The sequence below is a fragment of the Vibrio sp. genome, from assembly GCF_984391705.1.
The window spans coordinates 1-6,738 of the sequence record NZ_CFHWOM010000100.1; the positions used below are offsets into that span (position 1 = coordinate 1).

Sequence of the window (6,738 nt, forward strand, 5' to 3'; positions counted from 1 at the left end):
CTTCTTCTAACACGACTGCTGGTGGTGTTGCTGCAGGTTCTGGTTTTGGTCCTCGCCACATCGGTTACATCCTTGGTATTACTAAGGCGTACTGTACTCGCGTAGGTTCAGGTCCATTCCCAACTGAGCTTTACGACGGTCAAGATAAGCAAGACCCAATCGGTAAGCACCTAGGTACAGTTGGCCACGAGTTTGGTGCAACGACTGGTCGTCTACGTCGTACTGGTTGGTTTGATGCAGTAGCAATGCGCCGCGCAATCCAAATCAACTCTCTAACTGGTATGTGTCTAACTAAACTAGACGTTCTTGATGGTCTTAAAGAGATCAAGATTTGTACTGGTTACAAGATGAAAGATGGCTCTATCTTAGAAGTTTCTCCAATGGCGGCAGAATCTTTTGAAGAAGCAACGCCAATCTACGAAACAATGCCTGGTTGGTCTGAAACAACATTCGGCGCTAAGTCTCTAGATGCACTACCACAAGCGGCACTAGACTACATCAAGCGCATCGAAGAGCTAACGGGTATTCCGGTAGATATTATCTCTACTGGTCCTGACCGTAATGAGACAATCATTAAGGTTCACCCATACGAAGCTTAATTTCTGATTGTTATCAGTGAATTACAAAACCAGCACAAAAGTGCTGGTTTTTTTATAGCCAAATTTCCTTGATCTATTGATACTGAATGGCAACAATTTGCCTGATAGCGGCAATTTTGATTAAAGAGTTAGCAGCTGTTGCCGATATAACTATCAAGCTTGCCGCATCTGTGGCAAAACTGGTGTTGTCGTTTTCGCTTTCTGTGAGGGTGGATGCGCTGCGCCAATGATCGAAGTGAAGAGTGCAGAAAATGAAGCTAAGACAATTAGCGGCTTCGATGGTATTGGCTTTTAGTGCCTCTGCAGTTCAGGCGAACGATTTGCCTGATATTGGTGAGCCGGTACCAATTTATACCGAAGCGGAACTGATTAAACTTATTAATAACAATCAACATCTAGAGCGTGTAAAAGCGGACAGTTGCCAGTTGGTGGAAGACATCGTCGCGCGTGCTACACGCATTAGCTTACCTTCCTATGAGTTCCTGTATGGAGACATGTTGGCATGGGGCGTTTGTGTTGATCAAGATGTAGAGCTTGGTCTTTACTATATGGAAAATGCGGCTCATCAAGGCCTACCCGCCGCCTTGGAGCAGCTCGGCCGTTATTACTCTCGTGGCACTTTGGTGCAGCAAGATAAGGAGCGAGCGATCCCCTATCTGCGTGAAGCGGCAGCCATGGGCAACTTAAATGCTCGAATTCACCTTGCTGAATTATTGCTGCGTGATTATGGCAGTCCGCTGGATTACGAAGATGCTTATCGTTGGCTGTATAACTCAGTTACAGCGGACCAGCGAACTCACAAACGAATCTCGATTCTTCGCCAAGGCCTAGAGCGTAGAATGCCAGAAAACATCATTGTTAGAGCCAAAAAACGCGATACCTTCTGGTAACTATAAAGATATTTAACGCTGTTGGTTTACTGCACTCAGTCAACAGCGATTTAAAGAGAAAATGCCCAGCACTTGCTGGGCATTGTATTTCTGGGGTGGTGGTTATTGCACTACCTCTCCAGACTCGATGACTGTCTCACGTACGACTTTGGTGAACTCTAGGGCTTCCTTACGGATTTTTTCTTCATCAACCGTGAGCATTTGGCGGTCTTGCATCAGGATTTTTCCATCGACGATTGTGTGTTTTACGTTTGCAGAGTTTGCAGAGTAAACCAAAGCCGAATAAGGATTGTAAACAGGGACCATATTGGGTGCTTTGGTATCAACGACAATGATATCGGCAAGTTTACCTACTTCGAGTGAACCGATCTTATCTTCCATATGCAGTGCTTTTGCTGCTCCCATAGTTGCCATATCAATCACTTTGATTGGTGGCATCGCAGCGCGGTCTTTGTTGACGAGCTTGTGCACCTTAGCCACTTGGTTGAATTCATCAATCGTGCTCAAGGTGTTGCCGGACATTGGACCATCAGTGCCTAGACCAATTCGAACGTTTTCATCGTACATCTTAAGTGCAGGAGATACTCCTTTTGCTGATTTGATGTTAGCACTCATGTTGTGCGCAACACCCATGTCTGACTTCTTAACCAGTTCGATGTCTTTGTCATCAACTAGGATCATGTGCGCTCCAACGAGATTTTTATTTAGAGCACCGATGCTATGCATGTACTGAACCGGGGACATACCATTAGCACGCTTAGCAATCTTCTCTTCTTCTCGGTGAGATTCTGCAAGGTGGATCATTACTGGCACATCGTGCTTTAGGGAGAGTTTTGCGACTTTCTGCAGAGTCTCTGTTGTGTTTGTATAAGGCGCATGCGGCGCAAATGCCGGAGTAATGCGTGGGTGATCTTTGTATTGTTCAATGAATTTCAGAGCATATTTGATGCCTTCTTCCGCATTAGCTGCGTCGGCTACAGGGAACTTAATCACCGTCTCACCCAGAATTGCGCGCATGCCAATTTGGTCGACAGTTTTTGCTACTTCATCCTCAAAGTAATACATATCAGCATAAGTGGTGACGCCACCCTTAACCATTTCAACGTTACCCAGATTCGCGCCAATACGAACCATGTCGCGTGAAACAAGTTTTGCTTCTAAAGGAAAAATGTAGCGGTGTAGGCGATCTGGTACATCGTCTGCTAGTGAACGAAATACTGTCATTGATACATGGGTGTGAGTATTGATGAGGCCAGGCATGACGATATCACCATCAGCGTCTATGACTCTGTCAGCTTCATATTGTTGCTCTAAAGTCTCATCACCGACAGCCACGATTTTGTTGTCTTTGACTACAACCGTGCCGTTTTCGTACACAGTTTTGTCTTGGTTCATGGTGAGGACCATAGCGTCAGTGATCATTAAATCAACATTTTCAGCTGCACTGGCTGAAAGTGAACAAAGGCCAAGGCTAGCAATAGCGGTGGCAAGGAGAGATCGTTTGATACTCATAAGTAATACCTAAGATAATGGGAACAGTCGGTTGGTTCGCATCATACTCTCCAAACACCTTGCTGCAATCGTTTGCTCTATTAGTTACATGGAATTGTGATCTTTATCGTACGCTGTTATGAGTTGTTAAAATTGATGCAAAGTTATGAAAAAGATGCGGAAAAATAGCGAATTTAGTTCGACTTACCTGTGCCTAGAACAACGACTCAGATATACTAGTTTTAATTCCTTCCTTCTTTAGTAGGCACGCCTATGTCAGACAATACCCATAATGACCCTTTTGCAGCACGTGAATCGGAAAATTATGAAAATCCGATCCCAAGCCGAGAATACATTCTTGAATTCCTTAGCCAAGCAGGGGTTCCAATGAACCGTAATGACTTGTTTGAAGCGCTTAAGTTATCGGGTGAAGACCATTATGAAGGTCTACGTCGTCGCCTTCGAGCAATGGAAAGAGACGGTCAATTGGTATTTACTCGTCGCCAATGCTACGCACTACCTGAAAAGCTCGAAATGGTGAAAGGTTATGTGATTGGTCATAAAGATGGTCACGGCTGGGTACGTCCTGAAGGAAGTGTCGGCAAAGACAACGATATCGTACTGCCTCATCATCAGATGAAAAATATCATTCATGGCGACTATGTATTGGTACAGCCGACGGACAATTCAAAACGTGGTCGAAAGGAAGGTCGACTTGTACGTGTACTTGAAGAGCGTGTAACCCAAATTGTTGGCCGTTTTTTCCTTGAGTACGGTTACTCTTATGTTGTTCCGGATGACTCACGTATCAGCCAGGATATTCTCATACCAAATGACCTTCGCGCAGGTGCGCGAATGGGGAATGTGGTGGTAATAGAAATCACTGATCGTGGCTCGCGCTCTCGCGGGATGATGGGCAAAGTGGTCGAAGTGCTGGGCGAAAACATGGCGCCAGGTATGGAAACCCAAATTGCTATTCGCACACACCAGATCCCTCACGAGTGGCCGGAAGCGGTGGATAAGCAGATTGAAGGACTGGGGGAGGAAGTGCCTGAAGAGGCGAAAGTGGGGCGCGTTGACTTACGTGATTTACCATTGGTTACCATCGATGGTGAGGATGCTCGTGACTTTGATGATGCAGTATTCTGTGAGAAGAAAAAAAGCGGCGGCTGGCGTCTTTGGGTTGCGATTGCCGATGTCAGTTATTATGTACGTCCTGATTCCGCTTTAGATAAAGAAGCGATTAATCGAGGCAACTCCGTTTACTTCCCATCGCAAGTTGTGCCAATGCTCCCAGAAGTGTTGTCGAATGGTTTATGTTCGCTTAACCCGCAGGTGGATCGTCTGTGTATGGTGTGTGAGATGACTATCTCGGAAACGGGTAAGCTTTCAGGTTACAAGCACTATGAAGCGGTAATGAACTCCCATGCTCGCCTAACATACAACAAAGTACATGATATTTTAGAAGGCAATGAAGAGCTAAGAATGCGTTACCACAAACTGGTACCGCATCTTGAAGAGCTACATAGCATGTACAAAGTACTTAAACACGCGCGTGATAACCGTGGTGCCATTGAATTTGAAACCGTAGAGACCAAATTTATTTTCAATGCTGAGCGTAAGATCGACAGCATCGAGCCTGTGATTCGTAATGATGCACACAAGATCATCGAAGAATGTATGATTCTGGCTAATATCGCTTCAGCTTCATTAGTGGAGAAAGCTAAAGAGCCAGCGCTCTACCGTATTCATGAATCTCCGGGTGAACTTCGCTTACAAGGGTTCCGAGATTTCCTAGGTGAACTTGGTTTGCACCTTAACGGTGGTCTTGAACCATCACCAACTGATTATGCGGATTTGGTTAAGCAGATTGCCGAACGCCAAGACAAAGAATTGATTCAGACCATGCTATTGCGTTCGATGAAGCAAGCGGTATACAACGCCGACAACTGTGGTCATTTTGGTCTGGCACTGAAGCGCTACGCGCACTTTACTTCACCAATTCGCCGTTACCCTGACCTATTGCTGCATCGTGCAATCAAATACCTGATCGCGAAAGAAAATGGCACCTTGAAAGATCGTTGGACACCAACTGGTGGCTACCATTACTCATTTGATGATATGGATTTCTACGGTGAACAATGTTCAATGACCGAACGCCGCGCAGATGATGCGACTCGCGAAGTGTCCGATTGGCTTAAGTGTGAGTACATGCAGGACCACGTTGGTGAAGAGCTTGATGGCGTGATTGCCAATGTCACGGGTTTTGGTTTCTTTGTACGACTAAGCGATTTGCATATTGATGGTTTGGTGCATATTTCAGCGCTGGCTAATGATTACTATCAATTTGATCCAATTGGTCAAAGGCTTATCGGTGAAAGTTTTGGTGCAATCTACCGCTTAGGCGATGCGGTTAAAGTGAAAGTACTGGCAGTAAACCTTGATGATCGCCAAATTGACTTTGAATTAGTCGAAACAAGTCGTAAGCTACGCGGCGAAGGAAAGACCGCCAAGAAACGAGCGGCAGAGGCTAAGAGAAAGGCCAAAGAGAAAAAACGTGCGGCAACCAAAGGTGGTCGTAAGGCGAGCCCTGGGGTAGAGCCTACTAAGCGACCTGAAAAGCCAGAGGCAAAAGGCGCGGCTAAGAAGCCGAAAGTGACCAAGGCTCGTAAGAAAAAACCAGGTGCTAAACCTAAGAAAACTAAGCGCACTAAAAAGCCAGCACAGTAAAAATTTAACCAAATAGGTTTTTAAATGAGTAACGAATTTATCTACGGTATTCACGCAGTAAAAGCGGTACTAGAGCGTGAACCAGAACGTTTCATCGAAGCATTTGTATTAAAAGGTCGTCAAGATGATCGCCTAATGCCAATTCTAAATGAACTGCAAGTGTGTGGTGTGTCGATTCAACAGATGACGCGTAAGACACTCGATGACAAAGCGCGCGGTGCGAATCACCAAGGCATTATGGCTCGCGTTAAGCCTGCTAAGCAGCTGAATGAAAATGACTTAGACGACATTCTTGCTAAGCATGAGTCACCATTATTGCTTGTTCTTGATGGCGTAACGGATCCGCATAACTTAGGCGCATGTTTACGTAATGCTGATGCTGCTGGTGTTGCAGCTGTCATCGTTCCAAAAGACAAATCAGCAAATATCACCGCAACCGTAAGTAAAGTCGCGTGTGGCGCAGCCGAAGCGGTGCCTTTGGTGCGAGTAACGAATCTGGCTCGTACTATGCGTGCGTTACAAGAACAGGGTGTTTGGTTTGTAGGTACAGCGGGTGAAGCGACTCATGATATCTACCAAGCGAAGCTAACGGGCTCGCTGGCTATCGTAATGGGAGCAGAAGGTGATGGTATGCGTCGCCTAACTCGTGAAACCTGTGACGACCTAATCAAGATACCGATGGCAGGTAGCGTATCTAGCTTAAATGTTTCAGTCGCATCTGGGGTATGTCTGTTTGAGGCCGTGCGTCAACGTTTAGCGTAAACTATTGCCCGCTTAACTATAGAGAGAAAGAGCAGACTGTTGATTCAGTCTGCTCTTTTGTTTTTTAAGTGCAAAGCGCCGCCAAATTCAGGCTGACATCTTTCTCGTTTATTTTTCAAACAGGACTTGCATGTGAAACTGTGATCTGTATAATGCGTCGCACTGGTTAAGCCAGTTGTGAACCAATGAGCGCCGAGGAGCCGATTTATCGGGTAATGTAGACTCAGCTTATGTTCGCGGTTAATACAATTAGCTATCTTTTCTTC

Annotated in this window: 6 protein-coding genes; 5 read left to right on the forward strand and 1 reads right to left on the reverse strand. The window is 45.6% G+C overall.

Features of this window, described 5'->3' with window-relative positions:
- The 3 genes from AC4MRV_RS21205 to motX form a co-directional block, all read left to right on the forward strand.
- Window positions 1-599: adenylosuccinate synthetase (locus AC4MRV_RS21205; protein ID WP_491189274.1), on the forward strand; the 599-nt coding region annotated here is incomplete at its 5' end.
- Window positions 600-685: 86 nt separating this feature from the next.
- On the forward strand, window positions 686-829 hold the full coding sequence (locus tag AC4MRV_RS21210) for a hypothetical protein (protein WP_491189275.1): 144 nt from the start codon (window positions 686-688) through the stop codon (window positions 827-829).
- A 21-nt stretch (window positions 830-850) separates the two neighbouring features.
- Window positions 851-1,489, forward strand: coding sequence for a flagellar protein MotX (motX, locus tag AC4MRV_RS21215; protein WP_491189276.1), 639 nt, complete (start codon window positions 851-853; stop codon window positions 1,487-1,489).
- A gap of 102 nt (window positions 1,490-1,591) precedes the next feature.
- Here the strand turns inward: motX and AC4MRV_RS21220 are convergent, their stop codons facing one another.
- Entirely contained in the window at window positions 1,592-3,001 is a 1,410-nt protein-coding gene (locus tag AC4MRV_RS21220) for an amidohydrolase (protein WP_491189277.1), read from the reverse strand.
- 252 nt (window positions 3,002-3,253) lie between these two features.
- Between AC4MRV_RS21220 and rnr the strand changes: the two genes are divergently transcribed.
- Entirely contained in the window at window positions 3,254-5,710 is a 2,457-nt protein-coding gene (gene rnr / locus AC4MRV_RS21225) for a ribonuclease R (RefSeq protein ID WP_491189278.1), read from the forward strand.
- Between the two features lie 24 nt (window positions 5,711-5,734).
- The gene (rlmB, locus tag AC4MRV_RS21230; RefSeq protein WP_491189279.1) at window positions 5,735-6,472 is read left to right on the forward strand and encodes a 23S rRNA (guanosine(2251)-2'-O)-methyltransferase RlmB; all 738 of its coding nucleotides are present in this window, start codon (window positions 5,735-5,737) and stop codon (window positions 6,470-6,472) included.
- Window positions 6,473-6,738: the final 266 nt, after the last annotated feature.